This window comes from Pseudomonas sp. 32_A, from assembly GCF_017490905.1.
GTDB lineage: Bacteria > Pseudomonadota > Gammaproteobacteria > Pseudomonadales > Pseudomonadaceae > Aquipseudomonas > Aquipseudomonas inefficax.
Genome location: NZ_JAFGYI010000001.1, coordinates 225,948 through 243,152 on the forward strand (window position 1 = coordinate 225,948; position 17,205 = coordinate 243,152).

Below are 17,205 nucleotides of genomic sequence, written 5' to 3' on the forward strand. Positions count from 1 at the left end.
ATCAGGCAGGGTCGTTACGGCGCAGCAACTCTTCGGGCAGGTGCTCGATGTAGTCGTCTTCCGGCGGCGGCATCTGCAGGTGGTAACCCTGGTTGTCGAGGTTTTCCAGCACCTTGGCGATGTCCTCGCGGGCCAGCTTGCGCTCGGGGGTAAGCACCAGGTCGAAGGCGTGCTTGGGGGTGCCGAAAAACGGCAGCAGGCCTTCGGGCACGCGCTCCAGGCCGTCAGCCTTGAGCACGTACAGGTACATTTCGTTCTTGCGGGGGCTCTTGTAGATAGAGCAAATGCGTTTCATCGGGTCTCTCCGGCGCCTGCCAGGCTGTCCAGCAGGGCCTGGCCCATGCGCTCACGGCGCCAGCCGCGCAGCGAATCGGGCAATTGATAGGGGCCATTGGGGTAGCCGCTCTTGAGCAGCGCTTCCAGGGCTTTCTTGCGCAGCATCAGTTCGGGGGCAATGCCCAGGCGCTCACCTTCGGCCTGGCCGATGGCACGCAGCTGCTTGAGGATGCCTGCGGCCTCGATCGGCAAAGGCTCGGGCAAGGCCTGTGGCCATTGTTCGGCTGGCAGGCTGGCGGCACGCTTGATCAGCTGGATGAGGAACTCACCGTCCTGACGAATGGTGCGCGGATGCATCTCGTCGATCTTGGCCAGCGCCGACAGGTTGCTCGGCTGGCTCTTGGCCATGGGCCACAGCGAGTGCTCCTTGAGGATGCGGTTGCGCGGCACATCGCGGTTGCGCGCTTCACGCTCGCGCCAGGCGCACAGCTCGCGCAGCACCGCCAGTTGCTGGGGTGCCAGCTTCCAGGCCAGCTTGACGTCGCGGTACAGGCTTTCGGGTTCGACTTCGCGGCGCAATGCAGCCACCAGCTCGGCGCCGTCCTCCAGCACCCAGGCGTACTTGTCGTCACTCAGGCGCGGGCGCAACACGGTGAACAGCTCGGCCAGGTGTACGGCATCCTCGGCGGCATAGCTGACCTGGGTTTCCGAGAGCGGCCGCTGCAGCCAGTCGGAGCGGGTTTCGCCCTTGGGCAGGTCGATACCCAGCACTTCCTGCACCAGGCGCGAATAGCCCATGGAGAAGCCCAGGTTCAGGTAGCCAGCGGCCAGCTGGGTGTCGAACAGCGGCTGTGGCAGCTTGCCAGTCAGGCGCAGCAGCACCTCGAGGTCTTCGCTGCAGGCGTGCAGCACCTTGACCACGCCGCTGTCATCCAGCAGGTCAGCCAAGGGTTGCCAGTTACCGATCAGCAACGGGTCGATCAGGAAGGCACGCTGGCCATCGCCGATCTGGATCAGCCCGGCTTTCGGGTAGAAGGTGTCGACCCGCATGAATTCGGTATCGACGGCGACAAAGGGCAGCTGGTGCCAGTCGCGGCAGTGTTCGGCCAGGCTCTGGTCGTCACGGATCCAGTGTATTTCGATGGCCACGAGGCTCTCCCACTAACATTGGCGCGCAGTATATACGGCGCGGGCACTGCTGGTGAAACCCGGGCCATCCTTGATATCGATCAATGGTGCTGTTGTGCATGCTCAGGCAGGAGCAACTCTGGTGCGCGTAATCCCTGTGGGAGCGGGCATGCCCGCGAACACGGGCGAAGCCCGTGCCATGCACCGCGTCGCCTGCTTCGCGGGCATGCCCGCTCCCACAAAGACCGCGCAAGCCCAAGTATGGAACGCGCTTCGCCTCAGCGCTTGGCCGCCATCCACGGCCGGCAGCTGGCGAACATGTCCAGCGACTGCTGGTAGACCTCGGTGCGTACCTGCAACAGGCCGAGCATCGAGTGGAACAGGTTGTCCTGCGACAGCGGCGCATCGCTGAGCTTGGCCAGGCAGTCGGTATCGACGCCGAAGTCCTCCTTGTAGCTGTCGGAGAACCAGGTCAGCAACGGCACGTGCTTCTGCTGCTCGGGGGCGATGGCGTAAGGCGTGCCATGCAGGAACAGGTTGTATTCACCCAGCGACTCGCCATGGTCGGACAGGTAGATCATCGCCGTGTCGACCTTGTCCTGCTTGCTGCGCAGGGTGTCGATCAGCGAGGCCAGTACCTTGTCGGTATAGGCCAAGGTGTTGTCGTAGCCGTTGACGATTTCCTGCTCGCTGCACTGGTCCAGCGCGTTGCTCTGGCACACCGGTGCAAAGCGCTGGTCGGCGCCAGGGTAGCGCTTGAAGTATTCCGGTCCGTGGCTGCCCATCTGGTGCAGCACCAGCACGGTGTCCTTGTCGAGGTTGTCGATCAGCTCAGCCAGGCCCTGCAGCAGGATCTGGTCATGGCATTCACCATCAGTGCACAACTGCGGGTCCTTGAGGTTGCTGACATCGATGAATTGCACGCGGTCGCAGGTGCCCTTGCAGCCCGACTGGTTGTCCCGCCACTGCACCGCCAGGCCGGCACGCTGGAGGATGTCCAGCAACCCTTCGCGGTTCTTCGCCACACGGGCATCGTAGTCCTTGCGCTGCATGCCAGAGAACATGCACGGCACCGAGACAGCGGTTTCCGTGCCGCAGGAGTGCACATCGGAGAACGCCAGCAGGCCCTGTTCCCTGGCAAGGTTCGGTGTGGTATCGCGGTTGTAGCCAAGCACGCCGAAGTGGTCTGCCCGCGCACTTTCCCCCACCACCAGCACGGTCAGCGACTTGCGTTCATGCTTTTGCCAGGCGGCATCACGCTTGGCATCTTCGCCATAATGCTGGAAGGGGTGCGATGCGGTGCCGACACGCTCGCTGACATAACCGATGGAGGCCCCCACGATATTGCTGGGGGTGAGCATCAGGCGCAGTTCGTGGTGGTTGCGAAACAGCGACGACAGGCCCTGGTAGTTGACCAGTGCCACCGAGCCCAGGGCCACCACGCAGGCACCGCCAACCACCAACTTGCCAAGCAGTTCACGGTGCCAGGCGCGATAGGCGACAGGCGCCTTCCACAACAGGACCGAAGGCACTACACCCAACCCCAGGATATACAAGGCGAACTTCAGCGAGAGCAAGTCGCGCACTTCCGCCACATTGGTTTCCGCCATATTGCGGAACATGCCCGCATCAATAAGTACACCGTATTGATTCATGAAGTAAGCCACGCCCGCGCCGCTCATGAACAACACGATAAGTACCGGTTTCAATATATAACGGAAGGCAACCAATGTAAGGATCAGGTTGAAGGCGAACAACATCAGCACGGCAAACGCCAGGCTCAGCCAAAGCCCAGGCAAACCGGGCGGCACGACCTGTTCAAGATGCTGCCAGAGGAAGACATTGAAGCCGATCAGCAGGTAAAGGCTGGCCAGCAGCGTGACCCATTCAGTCCGCAGGGATTTGAAGTTGAGCATCGGTGTTCGCAATCAAGAGTGATTATCAGCCCGAGGGCCTGCGCGGCACCTGGGAAACTTGGCTGAACTCTAGAAAGCGTGCCATCAATATTTCGTGAAAAAGGCGCCAACAAATTCGTGAACCGGCGCCTTTTCTACATTAAAAGAAGTTCATCCAACGCTTGTTCAGCCGCGCAGGCGAGCCTTGGCGTAGGGCTCGCGGTCGATGTCCAGCACTTCCACGCACAGCTGGATGTCCAGCCCGGGTTGCTCGGGGATGGCCTCTCGCAGCACATCCAGCAGGCTGGCGGACAGTTGCGTCTTCACCTCGGGCGAGCGCCCGCTGAGGATGGCAAGGCGCACATGGGCAAAGGCACGCTCGCCGGGCGCGGTGCCCACCCGATAGTGCTTGAAGGCTTCGGCGCGGCTTTTGATATCGGCCTCGTCGGCGAACTGGCCGCTGCCGACCAGGGCGTGGTTCAGACGCAGCAGCAGGACGTCGACATTGAGCTCGCCCAGGTTGTCGCTGTATTCCAGATTCACGTGAGGCATGGCGCAGGTTCCGGGTAAGGGGAGATGCGACAGCCTACCCCAGTCCCCTACCTGCGCAAAGACGACTATCCTCAATGGTCAGAACCATCCGCCAACCCTGACAGAGGTGAAGAAATGCCAGTTCCGCATGATCTGCTCGCTGACCTGCACGTTACCGCTGATGCATTCCAGGCGCTCATCGACAAGGACCAGACGCTGCACTCACTGCACAAGGAATACAACGCAAAGGACAAAGAGGTGGTAGCCGCCGAAGGCAACGGCACCAACGACGAAGCCGTCAACCGCCTGCGCAAGGAGCGGTTGCTGATCAAGGACAAGATCGAACGGATCATCCATCCGCCCAAATCCTGACAGGAATTCATTGAATCCACCGGCCTCTTCGCGGGTAAACCCGCTCCCACAGGGTCACCACTGCCCTCAAGGCCTGTGGAGTACCTGTGGGAGCGGGTTCACCCGCGAAGAGGCCAGCAGCCCTCACACAGCTGCCGCAGCCGTCAACGCCCCATCCAGGTCGTCGATCAGGTCGCGATAATCCTCGATCCCCACCGACAACCGCAGCAGGTTCTCGCTGATCCCCATCACGCCTTTCTGCTCCGGGCTCAGCGAGCAATGCGACATGCTCCAGGAGTGGTTGATCATGCTTTCCACCCCGCCCAGCGAGTCGGCCAGCACAAAGATCTGCAGCGCCTCCACCAGGCGGTTGAGCGCGGCCCGGTCGCCCTTGACCTTCATCGCCACCACCGCCCCGCCACTGCGCATCTGCCGTTTGCACAGCTCATGCTGTGGGTGGCTTTCCAGCCCCGGGTAGTACACCTGCTCGATCTGCGCGTGGCTTTCGAGGAAGCGCGCTACCTGCAAGGCATTGGCACACTGGCGCTCCATGCGCACATCCAGGGTCTTCAGGCCACGCAGGGCCAGGTAGCAGTCGAACGGCCCCTGCACCGCGCCAATCGCCATGCTGATGCGACGCAGGCGCGCCAACAGCGCATCATTGGCAGCTACCACCACGCCACCGGTAAGGTCGGAGTGGCCACCGATGTACTTGCTGGCCGAGTGCATCACCAGGTCCACGCCCAAGGTGATGGGGCGCTGGTTCCACGGCGAGCAGAAGGTGTTGTCGATGCAGGTAAGGATACCCCGCGCCCTGGCCAGGTCGCACACCGCCTTGATGTCGACCAGGTGCAGCAACGGGTTGGTCGGCGATTCGATCCAGATCAGCTGGGTTTCCGGCTTGATGGCGGCGGCTACCGCCTCGAGGTCGTTGAGGTCGACGTAGGTGGTGGTCAGGCCCGATGTGCGGCTGCGGTAGTCTTCCATGATGCGGAAGGTGCCGCCGTACACGCCGTTCATCACCACCACGTGGGCGTCCTTGGGCAGCAGCTCCAGCACGGTGGCGGTAGCATTCACACCCGAGGCGCAGGCGACGGCGCCAACGCCCTCTTCCAGGGCGGCGACACAGGTTTCATAGGCATGCCGGGTGGGGTTGCCGACGCGGCTGTAGGAGTATTCCGGCTTGTCGTCCAGGCTGCGCTTGGTGAACGAGCTGGCGGTAACGATCGCCGGGAAAATAGCGTTATCGGCAACGCTGAACTGCTCACCGGCGTGAATGGTACGGGTGGCGAAATTGCGCGGCTTGTCGGACATGGTCAGGCCCATTGGCAGAGTGAAAGTTGCCACTATCGCACAACCCAAATCTTCTGGCCTTGGGGTAATCTGTGAAATATTTTTCGCCACGGCCCACGCGCGATATGGACAGCTTCGACCAGCACATTCTCACCCTGCTTCAGCGCGATGCCTCGATCTCGCTCAAGGACCTGGCCGAGGCCGTCAACCTGTCTACCACTCCGTGCTGGAAACGGGTCAAGCGCCTGGAGGAAGACGGCTACATTGTCGGCCGTGTTGCGCTGCTCGACCCGGAACGGCTGGGGTTGGGGCTGACGGTGTTCGTCCAGCTCAAGACCCAGCGCCACGACAGCGCCTGGCTGGAGCAGTTTGCCGCCACCGTGACCGGGTTCGAGGAAGTGATGGAGTTCTACCGCATGTCGGGGGACTGGGATTACATGCTGCGGGTGGTGGTGGGGGATATTGCGGCATATGACCGGTTTTACAAAAAGCTGATCACCAGTACTGACGGGCTGTCGAACATCACATCCAGTTTTGCCATGGAGCAGATGAAATACACCACGGCTTACCCGGTGCATCGTTCCTGATCGGTGCTGGATTCTTCGCGGGCTTGCCCGCTCCCACAAGGATCACCTTGCCCTCAGGCCTGTGAGGTCCCTGTGGGAGCGGGTTTACCCGCGAAGAGGCCGGTACAGGCAACCCATCATTCCGAAGCAAGCACCGCCGCAATCCGGTTACCCGCCTTGGCTTTCTCGACCTTGATCGCCACAAACTTCGAGGTCGGCGTATAGGTCCCCTCGCCATAGCTTTCCAGCGGCACCAGCGGGTTGGTCTCTGGGTAATAGGCCGCCGCCTGCCCCTCGGGTACGTCATACGCCACCAGGCGGAAGCCCGACACCCGTCGCTCCACGCCATCCTCCCACAGCGACACCAGGTCCACATGCTCGCCCGGCTCGAAGCCCATCCGACGGATGTCCACCTCGTTGACGAACAGCACTTCACGCAGGCCGAACACCCCGCGATAACGGTCGTCCAGGCCATACAGGGTGGTGTTGTACTGGTCGTGCGAGCGCAAGGTCTGCAGGATCAGGTCAGGCTTGTCACCGCGCGCCAGCACCTTGGCATTCACCAGTTGCTCCGGCAACTGGTGCGGGCTGAAGCGCGCCTTGCCTGTGGCCGTGCGCCAGGTACGGTCGGCGGCATTGTTGCCCAGGTGGAAGCCGCCCGGGTGCTGCAGGCGCTCGTTGAAATCAGTAAAGCCGGGGATCACATCGGCAATCATGCTGCGGATGCGGCCGTAGTCGGCAACTGCGTATTCCCAGTCGATCGGCTGCTTGCCCAAGGTCGCCTGGGCCATGCCGGCGATGATCCACGGCTCCGAGCGCAGATGCGGCGAGCGTGGGCGCAGCTGGCCATGGGAAATATGCACCATGCTGAAGGTGTCCTCCACGGTCACGCCTTGCGGCCCGTTGGCCTGCATGTCGATTTCGGTACGGCCCAGGCACGGCAGGATCAACGCATCGCGGCCGGTGACCAGGTGCGAGCGGTTGAGCTTGGTGGATATCTGCACGGTCAGCGCGCAATTGCGCATGGCCGCATGGGTGCGCGGCGTATCCGGCGTGGCCTGGGCAAAGTTGCCGCCCAGGCCGATGAACACCTTGGCCCGCCCTTCTTCCATGGCCTTGATCGCCAGCACGGCGTTGTGCCCGTGGGCACGTGGCACACGGAACCGGAAGCGTTTCTCGATGGCATCGAGCAGTGCCGACCCGGGCTTCTCGTCGATGCCCATGGTGCGGTCGCCCTGCACGTTGCTGTGGCCACGCACCGGTGACAGGCCGGCGCCGGGCTTGCCGACGTTGCCGCGCAACAGCTGCAAGTTGACGATTTCCTGAACGGTCGGCACCGAGTGGCGATGCTGGGTGACGCCCATGGCCCAGCACATGATTACCCGTTCGGCCTTGCGGTACATGCGCGCGGCCAGTTCGATCTCGGCCTGGGTCAGGCCCGATTGCTCGACGATATGCTGCCAGGGTGTGGCATCCACGGCTTCCAGGTACGCGTCGATGCCACTGGTATGCTCGGCGATGAAGGCATGGTCGAACACCGCCGGTTCGCCATTGGCCTGGGCTTCGCGCTCCCACTGCAGCAGGTACTTGGCAATGCCGCGCATCACTGCCATGTCGCCGCCCAGGGCCGGGCGGAAGTAGGCCGTATTGGTTGGTTCAGAGCCATTGCTGAGCATTTCGAACGGGTGCTGCGGGTGCTGGAAGCGCTCCAGGCCGCGCTCCTTGAGCGGGTTGAAGCAGACCACCTGGGCACCACGCTTCACCGCTTCACGCAGCGGTTCGAGCATGCGCGGATGGTTGGTGCCGGGGTTCTGGCCGATGACGAAGATGGCGTCGGCCAGCTCCAGGTCGTGGAACACCACGGTGCCCTTGCCCACGCCGAGGGTTTCCGACATGCCCACGCCGCTGGCCTCGTGGCACATGTTCGAGCAGTCGGGGAAGTTGTTGGTGCCGTAGGCGCGAACGAACAGCTGATAGAGGAACGCCGCCTCGTTGCTGGCCCGGCCCGAGGTGTAGAACTCGGCCTGGTCGGGCGATTCGAGTGCGCGCAAGTGTTGGGCAACCAGCGCAAAGGCTTCTTCCCAGCTGGTTTCTACATAGTGGTCGGTGGCCGCGTCGTAGCGCATCGGGTGGGTCAGGCGGCCCTGGTATTCCAGCCAGTAGTCGGTCTGCTCGGCCAGCGCACTGACGCTGTACCTGGCGAAGAACGCCGGGTCCACCGAGCGGCCGGTGGCTTCCCAGTTGACCGCCTTGGCGCCGTTTTCGCAGAACTTGACCATGTCGTTTTCCGGCGACTCGCCCCAGGCGCAGCCGGGGCAGTCAAAGCCGCCGTTCTGGTTGGTCTTGAGCATGGCCCGCAGGTTCTTGAAGGCATTGTCGCTGCCCAGCCAGCTCTTGGTCACGCTCTTGAGCGCCCCCCAGCCGGCGGCGGCGCCCTTGTACTCCCTGATGTGTTGGTCCTGGCTCATGCGATGAATCCTCACGCTTCGATGCTTTTTTTCAGCCTATGGAGCGTGAGGTAGAGCCGTCCAATCGAAAGATCTTACGGGGTGATAGGCGGTTTCGATCATGGGCTGAAACCGCGGCGTGGCCTTCGCGGGTGAACCCGCTCCCACAGGGATCCCACAAGTTTCGAGTCCTGCGCTTTACCTGTGGGAGCGGGTTTACCCGCGAATTGGGCGACGCGGTCAACACTTTGAAATACCTGGCCTGCAGCCATGATAGAGGCCATCGATCAATCGGTCGGACAAAGCAATTTGACGGCCCTGCGGCCAGGTTATAGCTTGGACTCAAGTCCCAACCCATTCGAGCGCGAACGTGGAACAGAACAGCCGGGCCCTGATCGACGGCTTCAACCGGAAAATCGACTACCTGCGGATGTCGGTCACCGACCGCTGCGACTTCCGTTGCGTGTACTGCATGGCCGAAGACATGCAGTTCCTGCCGCGCCAGCAAATCCTCAGCCTCGAGGAACTGTTCCAGGTGGCCGAGCGCTTCGTCGCCCTCGGCACCCGCAAGATCCGCCTGACTGGCGGCGAGCCGCTGGTGCGCCAGGGCATCGTCGACCTGTGCGGGCGCATCGCCGCCCTGCCCGGCCTGCGCGAATTGTGCCTGACCAGCAACGGCTCGCAACTCGGGCGCCTGGCCCAGCCGCTGTTCGACGCTGGCGTCACGCGCCTGAACATCAGCCTCGACAGCCTGGACGCCGAGCGCTTCAAGCAACTGACCCGCACCGGCGACCTGCACCAGGTGATCGCCGGCATCGACGCCGCTCGCCAGGCCGGCTTCAAGCGCACCAAGCTCAACTGCGTGGTCCTCAAGGGCCGCAACGACCACGAACTGGTCGACCTGGTGCGCTTTGCCATCGACCGCGAGCTGGACATCACCTTCATCGAAGAAATGCCCTTGGGCGTGATCAGCGAACATGAACGCGGCGAGTCGTTCTGCTCCAGCGATGAAGTACGCGCACTGCTGGCCGAGCAATTCACCCTGGTCGAATCGACCGAGTCGTCCCAGGGCCCGGCCCGCTACTGGCGCCTGGCCGAAGCCGCCAACACTCGGGTCGGCTTCATTTCGCCACACAGCCACAACTTCTGTGCCACCTGCAACCGCGTGCGCCTCACCGTCGAAGGCCGCCTGCTGCTGTGCCTGGGCAATGAACACTCGGTGGACCTGAAGCAGGTGCTGCGCGCCCACCCCGGCAACCCCGAACGCCTGGAAAAGGCCATTCGTGACTCGCTGCACCTCAAGCCCTACCGCCATCATTTCGAAGTCGGTGGCGATGTGCAGATCCTGCGCTTCATGAACATGACCGGCGGCTAGACAGCCGTCTCTGGATTGCCATGATCGTCCACCCCACCCCCGATGTGCTGCGTGTGCTGTTCACCCTCAAGGGTTCGATCGTCAAGCGCATTGCCCTGCGTTGCCTGACAATCACCCTGCTGGCCGCGCTGATCGTGTTGGTCGAGCGGCATTTCCCGGCGTTTTTCTACCCGGTCAGCGCCACGCCGTTCACCTTGCTGGGCCTGTCGCTGTCGATTTTCATGAGCTTTCGCAACAACGCCTGCTATGACCGCTGGTGGGAGGGGCGCAAGGCCTGGGGCAAGCTGATCATCGAAACCCGTTCGTTCGTACGCGAAAGCCTGGTGATTACCGACGAACCTCTGCGGGCCGAACTGTTGCGCAGCCTGTGCGGCTTTGCCCATGCACTGAATGCACGGCTGCGCAATGAGGACGAACTGGCCGCCGCCCGGCCCTGGCTGGCCCGGCCCGAAGCGATCAGCCCGCACAACGTGTGCGACGCCATCCTGCGCGAAATCGGCGGGCACTGCTCGCGGCTGGCCGCACAGCAGCAGATCAGCGACTGGCGCTACAGCCTGCTGGAACAGCGGCTGGTGGGCCTGACCGAAGTGCAGGCCACCTGCGAGCGGATCAAGGGCACACCGTTGCCGTTCCCCTACACGCTGTTGCTGCACCGCACCATCTACATCTTCTGCCTGCTGCTGCCGTTTGCCCTGGCCGAACCGCTGGGCTGGCTGGCGCCGCTGTTCACCACCATCGTGGGGTACACGTTCTTCGGGCTGGATGCGATTGGCAACGAACTGGAAGACCCGTTCGGGCGCGACGAGAACGACCTGCCGACCGATGCCATGGTGCGGACCGTGGAGCGCGATGTGCTGGCGGGGTTGGGGGAACAACAGCTACCGCCGGCGTTGCTGCCGGTGGGGTATGTATTGAACTGAATGGTTGGGGTTTACTGTGCCGGCCCCTTCGCGGGTAAACCCGCTCCCACAGGGTTCGAAACCTGTGGGGTCCCTGTGGGAGCGGGTTTACCCGCGAAAGGGCCAGCACAGGAGAGCACTCAGCCCCGGCTGGCACACGCCTCGATCGGTTTCAAGTGCTTGACGAAGTTGCACGGCCGGTGCCGCGCATCCAGTTGCTCCGCCAGGATGCCCTCCCACGCCGTACGGCAGGCCCCGGTGGAACCCGGCAGGCAGCACACCAACGTCCGGTTGGACAGCCCGGCCAGCGCCCGGCTTTGCACGGTCGAGGTGCCGACATCGAGAATCGACAACGCACGGAACAGTTCGCCAAAGCCATCGATGCGCTTGTCCAGCAGGCACTCGACCGCTTCCGGCGTGCTGTCACGGCCGGTAAAACCGGTACCGCCGGTGATCAGTACCACCTGCACCTGCTCGTCGGCAATCCAGGTGGCGACCTGGGCGCGGATCTTGTAAAGGTCGTCCTTGAGCAACGCCCGCGCCACCAGGCGGTGGCCGACCTCCACCGAACGGCTGGCCAGCAGTTCACCGGAGGTGTCGTTGTCATAGGTACGGGTATCGCTGACAGTCAGCACGGCGATGTTGAGCGGTACGAAGACCGCGTCGGGTTGGACGCGCACGGTGGGGCTCCTCGAGTGGCATTGCCGCCACGCTAGAGGCATGGCCCCGAGGCGTCCAATCGATATGGCGTACCGACTGATCAATGACATCTATCGCAGACGTGGGTTAAGGTCTGCACAACCCGCTACCAGGCACTTCCATGGACATCAAGCAGCTCAAGTTCCTCATCGCCCTCGACCAGACCCGCCACTTCGGCCAGGCGGCGGCGCTGTGCCATATCACCCAGCCGACGCTGTCCATGCGCCTGCGCAACCTGGAGGACGAGCTGGACCTGGTGCTGGTCAAGCGTGGCCAGCGCTTCGAAGGCTTCACCGAGGCCGGCGAGCGCATCCTGGCCTGGGCCCGCACCTTGCTCGCCGCTCACGACGGCCTGCAGGCCGAAGCCGCCAGCTGTCGTGGCCAGGTAGTCGGCAGCCTGCGCCTGGGCACGGTGCCGCTGGCCAGCTTCAACCCCATGCACCTGCTGCTGCCACTGCGCGACAAATACCCCGAACTGCACTTCCAGCTCAGCTCGCTGAGTTCGGAACAGATCATCGACGGGCTCAGCCGCAACCAGCTCGACCTGGGTATCTGCTACCTCGACCAGGTCAACACCAGCTTCTTCGAAGTGATCGAACTGGGCACCACCACCATGGGCCTGCTGCACGATACCCGGCACTTCCAGTTTGCCAGCGACACCCTGCGCTGGGACGAGCTGGGCGACATTCCGCTGGGCCTGCTGAGCAAAGGCATGCACTACCGCCAGTCGCTGGACCTGAGTTTCCGCAGCCGTGGCCTTGAGCCGAACGCGGTACTGGAAAGCGACTCGAGCTTCCAGCTGATCCAGGCCATCAACACCGGCATGTGCTGCGCGGTCATGCCGCTGGACTGTGGCCTGGAAGACCTGAGCGAACACCTGCGTATCCTGCCGGTGGCCGACGCTGCCATCCACAGCCCGGTCGGCCTGCTGCTACGGCGCAGCGAGCCGCGTTCGGCAATTGCCGAGCAGTGCTTCGATGAAGCGCGGCTATTGTTCGCCAATGCCTGAGCTTGGCTCGGCAAGCAGAACTTTCCTACAGGCAACTCAGAAGCTTCGCTAACGACAGGTCAGATTAAGCGCCTTTATCATCGTCGCTTCATCGGACCCGCCGGCCGGCAGCGCATGCACAAGGCCAGCTTACTTCGTTAAAGGAGCTGACATGAACACTTCCACAAACCTGGCCTCATCCTTCTGGAGCATAGAAAACCTGGCGCCCTTGGCCGGGATCGGCGCGCCCATACTACTGGGGATCCTGTTGTGGTTTATCTACAGACGAGCCGGTTCGCTGTACTTTCTTCGAGACCTCATCTGGCGCATCTTCGGTGGTACCACCGAATTCGACAACCACTCGCAGTTCGACACCCTGCGCAAGGAGCTACGGGAAATCGAGTACTTTCGCTATGAGTTCAACATCCCCGCGAAAAACCTGCACGAGGCCAACCTTGCCCATCGCTGGATCGTCGACAACGGCTTGGCACCCGGCGACCTGAGCCGCAACCGCGCCTACATCGACTGGAGCGACTTCAACGCCCCCAGGTTCGCTACCGGCAAATTCTCACCGAAACGCTTCAGGTGTTTCATTGCACTGCTGGCCATACTGGGCGTGCTGCTGGCTCCCCTGCCCATGGCAAGCCAATCGCCGTACATGATGGTATGGCTGAAAAACGAGCCGGACGCACCTGCATTCTATCTGTCGCAACAGGACATCAAGTTTGAAATGTGGTTTCCGGATGACAAGCTGACGCTGGACCAGTGCCGGTCTTCGGAAAGACTGGCGCCCTTTACCCGCTACATGCCGGAAGAAAATCTGGACACCATCTGCTCGTTCTTCATGGCCACCGACTACGCAGTGGAAGTTGAAAAGGGCCTGAAGGGCCAGCGTCGGTTTCTGGCGGTTGTGTCCGCGATACTGTTTCTTGGCCTGGTGCTGGTGGTACTGAAGCTGTCACGAATGCAGCGCGCGCAAACCGTTTATAGCCGCTTCATCGCGTCTACTACGCCGTAGCCTGGCGGTATTGCCTCGGCGTGAAGCCGGTCAGTTGCTTGAACTGGCGGCTGAAGGCGCTGTGGTCGGTATAGCCGCAGCACATCGCCACTTCGGTGATCGGCAGGTCCGAGTGCAGCAAACGGTGGGCGTGCTCCAGGCGCGCCTTGTGGATCATCTGCCGTGGCGTCAGGTGGAACACCCGCTTGCAGTAGCGCTCCAGCTGGGCCACGGAAATGCCGGCGATACGGGTCAGCTCGCCCATGCTGATCGGCTGGTGGAAATGCCGGCGGATATGCTCGTCCACCGCCGCCAGGCGCTGGTAGGCGGGGTGGCTGTCGGCGGCTGACTGCAGGTCGACCGAAATGCCCACCAGGCCGATGATCTCGCCGGTCTGGTTGTACAGCGGGCGCTTGTGGGTCAGGCACCAGCCAGGCTCGCGGCTACCGTACAGGTGCAGCTCCAGCTGGTCTTCCAGCACCAGGCCTTCCTTGAGAACGCGACGGTCCTGCTCGGTGTAGCCGGGACCCAGCTGTGCCGGGAACACTTCGGCGCTGGTCTTGCCCAGCAGCGGTTGCAGGCGCTTGAGGCCACAGCGCTGGACCAGGGTGTTGTTGGCCAGCACATAGCGGGCGGCCGGGTCCTTGATGAAGATCGCGGCGCTGGGGATGGCGTCGAGGATCGGCAACAGCAGGGATACGCCGGCGAGCAGGGCCTCGAGGCTGGCGGGGCGGTGCTGGTCGAGGGACTGGTAGAGGGTTGCCAGGGGGGTGTCGGTCATCTGCTCTAGCTCGGTTTGCTGTGTCGGCCTCTTCGCGGGTAAACCCGCTCCCACAGGTACTACGCAGCCCTCGAAAGCTGCGGAGATACCTGTGGGAGCGGGTTTACCCGCGAAGAGGCCGGCACAGCGAGTAAATGTCTACAACCCTTATGCGGTATGGCTTACAGCCTATCCACCGCCCTTCCCTCCCACCACTGTTTTTTTGCAACTGTGCCGATTTCGTCATCCCCCCTGCAGAAAACCATCAAGAACCGTCGCCCCGATCGGTCCACTCTATGCCCCACGCAAGCCGCCCCAAGTCCTACAAGAGCGCGGCCCAAAAAGCCGCATCTCGTGACATCAGACCTGCCTATCCAATAACCAACAAAAAGGCGAACCCATGTCAGGCAAATTCAAAAAACAGTTGTCATTGCTGGACCTCACCTTCATCGGCTTAGGCGCCATCTTCGGCTCAGGCTGGTTGTTCGCCGCCAGCCACGTCTCGGCCATCGCCGGCCCGGCCGGCATTCTGTCCTGGTTCCTTGGCGGCTTCGCCGTTCTGTTGCTGGGCATCGTCTATTGCGAACTGGGCGCTGCCCTGCCGCGTGCCGGGGGCGTGGTGCGCTACCCGGTTTACTCTCACGGCCCGCTGCTGGGCTACCTGATGGGTTTCATCACCCTGATCGCCTTTTCCAGCCTGATCGCCATCGAAGTGGTCGCATCGCGCCAATACGCCGCCGCCTGGTTCCCCGGGCTGACCAAGGCCGGCTCCAGCGACCCGACCGTGCTCGGCTGGCTGGTACAGTTCGCCCTGCTGGGGCTGTTCTTCTTCCTCAACTACCGCAGCGTGAAAACCTTCGCCAAGGCCAACAACCTGGTCAGCGTGTTCAAGTTCATCGTGCCGCTGCTGGTGATCGGCGTTCTGTTCACCTTCTTCAAGCCAGAAAACTTCGAGGTCCAGGGCTTTGCCCCGTTCGGTCTGTCCGGCGTTGAAATGGCGGTATCGGCCGGTGGCATCATCTTCGCCTACCTGGGCCTGACGCCGATCATTTCGGTGGCCAGCGAGGTGAAGAACCCGCAACGCACCATCCCTATTGCGCTGATCCTCTCGGTACTGCTGTCCACCGCGATCTACGCCCTGCTGCAACTGGCCTTCCTCGGCAGCGTGCCGACCGAGATGCTGAGCAACGGCTGGGCCGCAGTGACCAAGGAACTGGCCCTGCCCTACCGCGACATCGCCCTGGCCCTGGGTGTGGGCTGGCTAGCCTACCTGGTGGTGGCCGACGCGGTGATCTCGCCCAGCGGCTGCGGCAACATCTACATGAACGCCACCCCGCGCGTGGTCTATGGCTGGGCGCAAACCGGCACCTTCTTCAAGTACTTCACCCGCATCGACGCCGAGTCCGGCATCCCGCGCCCGGCACTGTGGCTGACCTTTGGCCTGTCGGTGTTCTGGACCCTGCCGTTCCCGTCCTGGGAAGCGCTGATCAACGTGGTTTCCGCCGCCCTGGTACTGAGCTACGCCGTGGCCCCAGTCACCGTCGCCGCCCTGCGCCGGAACGCCCCCGACATGCCGCGCCCGTTCCGGGTCAAGGGCATGGGTGTGCTAGGCCCGCTGTCGTTCATCATCGCCGCGCTGATCGTGTACTGGTCGGGCTGGAAGACCGTGTCCTGGCTGCTGGCCCTGCAGATCGTGATGTTCGTGCTGTACCTGCTGTGCGGCCGCTTCGTGCCGACCCAGCACCTGTCGCTGGCCCAGCAAGTGCGCTCGTCGGCGTGGCTGATCGGCTTCTACGCCGTGACCATCCTGCTGTCGTGGCTGGGCAGCTTCGGTGGCCTGGGCGTGCTCGGCCACCCGTTCGACACCGTGGTCGTGGCCGCCTGTGCGCTGGGCATCTACTACTGGGGCGCTGCCACCGGCGTACCTGCGCACCTGGTGCGTCTGGAGGGCGAGGATGAAAGCGAAGCCTCCTCCGAAAGCTACCCAGGCCAGCGCCCTGCCGCCGTCGCCTCCTGACCCACTCTCGAATGGATATGCCCATGAAACACGTTCATGTCATCGACTCGCACACCGGCGGGGAACCGACCCGCCTGGTGATGAAAGGCTTCCCGCAACTGCATGGCCGCAGCATGGCCGAGCAGCGTGACGAGCTGCGCGAGCTGCACGACCAGTGGCGCCGCGCCTGCCTGCTGGAGCCTCGTGGCAACGATGTGCTGGTCGGTGCGCTGTACTGCCCACCGGTATCGGCCGACGCCACTTGCGGGGTGATCTTCTTCAACAACGCTGGCTACCTGAACATGTGCGGCCACGGCACCATCGGCCTGGTCGCCTCGCTGCAGCACCTGGGCTTGATCGCACCGGGCGTGCACAAGATCGACACCCCGGTGGGCCAGGTCAGCGCCACCCTGCATGAAGACGGCGCCGTCACCGTCGGCAACGTGCCGTCCTACCGCTACCGCCAGCAGGTGCTGGTGGACGTGCCCGGCCATGGCCCGGTGCGCGGCGACATCGCCTGGGGCGGCAACTGGTTTTTCCTTGTTTCCGAACACGGCCAGTGCATCGAGCTGGGCAACCGCGAGGCGCTGACCGAGTACACCTGGGCGATGCTCAAGGCCCTCGAAGCCCAGGGCATCACCGGTGAAAACGGTGCGCCCATCGACCACGTCGAACTGTTCGCCGACGACGCCAACGCCGACAGCCGCAACTTCGTGATGTGCCCCGGCAAGGCCTACGACCGCTCGCCCTGCGGCACGGGCACCAGCGCCAAGCTGGCCTGCCTGGCCGCCGACGGCAAGCTCGACCAAGGCCAGACCTGGGTACAGGCCAGCATTACCGGCAGCCAGTTCCAGGGCCGCTACGAGCATGACGGCGATCGCATTCGCCCGTTCATCACCGGCCGCGCCTACATGACCGCCGACAGCACCCTGCTGATCGACGAACAGGACCCGTTCGCCTGGGGCATCTGACCCCGGCTTTTTCCAAAAAAATCGAATATCGCG

The 17,205-nt window shown here is 63.1% G+C and carries 16 protein-coding genes; 8 read left to right on the forward strand and 8 right to left on the reverse strand.

All coding sequences use genetic code 11. From position 1 onward, the window contains the following. Position 1: 1 nt before the first annotated feature. The 4 genes from J5M58_RS00925 to J5M58_RS00940 all read right to left on the reverse strand — a co-directional run bounded on the left by J5M58_RS00925 (position 2) and on the right by J5M58_RS00940 (position 3,851). On the reverse strand, positions 2–295 hold the full coding sequence (locus J5M58_RS00925) for a YcgL domain-containing protein (protein WP_112254199.1): 294 nt from the start codon (positions 293–295) through the stop codon (positions 2–4). Then, entirely contained in the window at positions 292–1,425 is a 1,134-nt protein-coding gene (rnd, locus tag J5M58_RS00930; RefSeq protein WP_112254200.1) for a ribonuclease D, read from the reverse strand. The genes J5M58_RS00925 and rnd overlap by 4 nt, the downstream gene beginning before the upstream one ends. A 257-nt stretch (positions 1,426–1,682) precedes the next feature. After that, on the reverse strand, positions 1,683–3,320 hold the full coding sequence (locus tag J5M58_RS00935) for a phosphoethanolamine transferase (RefSeq protein ID WP_207876936.1): 1,638 nt from the start codon (positions 3,318–3,320) through the stop codon (positions 1,683–1,685). Positions 3,321–3,485: 165 nt separating this feature from the next. Beyond that, entirely contained in the window at positions 3,486–3,851 is a 366-nt protein-coding gene (locus tag J5M58_RS00940; protein ID WP_112254203.1) for a 5-carboxymethyl-2-hydroxymuconate Delta-isomerase, read from the reverse strand. A 114-nt stretch (positions 3,852–3,965) separates the two neighbouring features. Here J5M58_RS00940 and J5M58_RS00945 point away from each other — a divergent pair, with 114 nt between their 5' ends. Then, entirely contained in the window at positions 3,966–4,202 is a 237-nt protein-coding gene (locus J5M58_RS00945; RefSeq protein ID WP_063912984.1) for a YdcH family protein, read from the forward strand. 123 nt (positions 4,203–4,325) lie between these two features. On the opposite strand, the gene J5M58_RS00950 is transcribed toward J5M58_RS00945, so the two are convergent. Beyond that, positions 4,326–5,507, reverse strand: a complete 1,182-nt coding sequence (locus tag J5M58_RS00950) for a PLP-dependent aspartate aminotransferase family protein (protein ID WP_207876976.1) — start codon at positions 5,505–5,507, stop codon at positions 4,326–4,328. A gap of 92 nt (positions 5,508–5,599) precedes the next feature. On the opposite strand from J5M58_RS00950, the gene J5M58_RS00955 reads away from it, so the two are divergent. Then, complete coding sequence (locus J5M58_RS00955) at positions 5,600–6,061, forward strand: Lrp/AsnC family transcriptional regulator (RefSeq protein WP_039613985.1); 462 nt, start codon at positions 5,600–5,602, stop codon at positions 6,059–6,061. 116 nt (positions 6,062–6,177) lie between these two features. On the opposite strand, the gene J5M58_RS00960 is transcribed toward J5M58_RS00955, so the two are convergent. Next, positions 6,178–8,508, reverse strand: coding sequence for an FdhF/YdeP family oxidoreductase (locus J5M58_RS00960; RefSeq protein ID WP_207876939.1), 2,331 nt, complete (start codon positions 8,506–8,508; stop codon positions 6,178–6,180). 349 nt (positions 8,509–8,857) lie between these two features. Between J5M58_RS00960 and moaA the strand changes: the two genes are divergently transcribed. Together moaA and J5M58_RS00970 are read left to right on the forward strand one after the other, a co-directional pair. Then, positions 8,858–9,862, forward strand: a complete 1,005-nt coding sequence (gene moaA / locus J5M58_RS00965) for a GTP 3',8-cyclase MoaA (RefSeq protein ID WP_075046042.1) — start codon at positions 8,858–8,860, stop codon at positions 9,860–9,862. 20 nt (positions 9,863–9,882) lie between these two features. Further along, positions 9,883–10,782, forward strand: a complete 900-nt coding sequence (locus J5M58_RS00970; protein ID WP_112254206.1) for a bestrophin family protein — start codon at positions 9,883–9,885, stop codon at positions 10,780–10,782. A gap of 119 nt (positions 10,783–10,901) precedes the next feature. Here the strand turns inward: J5M58_RS00970 and moaB are convergent, their stop codons facing one another. Continuing rightward, positions 10,902–11,441, reverse strand: coding sequence for a molybdenum cofactor biosynthesis protein B (gene moaB / locus J5M58_RS00975; RefSeq protein ID WP_112254207.1), 540 nt, complete (start codon positions 11,439–11,441; stop codon positions 10,902–10,904). Between the two features lie 140 nt (positions 11,442–11,581). On the opposite strand from moaB, the gene J5M58_RS00980 reads away from it, so the two are divergent. Together J5M58_RS00980 and J5M58_RS00985 are read left to right on the forward strand one after the other, a co-directional pair. Further along, positions 11,582–12,469 (forward strand): LysR family transcriptional regulator, encoded by an 888-nt coding sequence (locus tag J5M58_RS00980; protein ID WP_112254208.1) that lies wholly within the window; start codon positions 11,582–11,584, stop codon positions 12,467–12,469. Positions 12,470–12,620: 151 nt separating this feature from the next. Continuing rightward, the gene (locus tag J5M58_RS00985; protein WP_207876942.1) at positions 12,621–13,466 is read left to right on the forward strand and encodes a DUF6216 family protein; all 846 of its coding nucleotides are present in this window, start codon (positions 12,621–12,623) and stop codon (positions 13,464–13,466) included. Here the strand turns inward: J5M58_RS00985 and J5M58_RS00990 are convergent. Beyond that, positions 13,456–14,226 carry an AraC family transcriptional regulator gene (locus tag J5M58_RS00990; RefSeq protein ID WP_207876944.1) on the reverse strand — a complete coding sequence of 257 codons (771 nt, stop codon included), beginning with the start codon at positions 14,224–14,226 and terminating at the stop codon, positions 13,456–13,458. The two genes, J5M58_RS00985 and J5M58_RS00990, sit on opposite strands and share 11 nt — an antisense overlap. Before the next feature lie 379 nt (positions 14,227–14,605). Between J5M58_RS00990 and J5M58_RS00995 the strand changes: the two genes are divergently transcribed. Both J5M58_RS00995 and J5M58_RS01000 read left to right on the forward strand, forming a co-directional pair. Beyond that, positions 14,606–16,222, forward strand: coding sequence for an APC family permease (locus J5M58_RS00995; protein ID WP_013973778.1), 1,617 nt, complete (start codon positions 14,606–14,608; stop codon positions 16,220–16,222). 23 nt (positions 16,223–16,245) lie between these two features. Next, on the forward strand, positions 16,246–17,172 hold the full coding sequence (locus J5M58_RS01000; RefSeq protein ID WP_207876946.1) for a 4-hydroxyproline epimerase: 927 nt from the start codon (positions 16,246–16,248) through the stop codon (positions 17,170–17,172). Positions 17,173–17,205: the final 33 nt, after the last annotated feature.